We start from the raw sequence: 230 nt of genomic DNA, 5'->3' as shown, positions 1-230 counted from the left end.
GCACCATATTCAGCGCCTTTATAAAACGCAAACTCAGTTCCCCAACCATTATTTGAATAAACCGTTTTAATACCTGCATCATAATCATCTTCAAAACCTAAATAATACGGTACGCCAAACCAAAAACTATTTGAAATAAAACCCGGGTTACCAAATGGTACTTGATTTATACCAAATTGAATTTGCAATTGTTCTGAGTAATCATAAAAGGCATAACCATAACGTAGTGC

1 protein-coding gene is annotated in these 230 nt (G+C 34.3%); it reads right to left on the bottom strand.

Annotated features, from left to right (window positions below):
* On the bottom strand, positions 1-230 hold a 230-nt coding region (locus tag AAEZ10_RS27845), incomplete at both ends, for a hypothetical protein (RefSeq protein ID WP_350571910.1).

It is taken from the genome of Pseudomonas sp. H26/SER47-MNA-CIBAN-0231, from assembly GCF_040310465.1.
Lineage (GTDB): Bacteria > Pseudomonadota > Gammaproteobacteria > Pseudomonadales > Pseudomonadaceae > Aquipseudomonas > Aquipseudomonas atacamensis.
The sequence above is the reverse complement of the archived record's forward strand: the minus strand, read 5'-3'. Positions and strand labels throughout refer to the sequence as shown.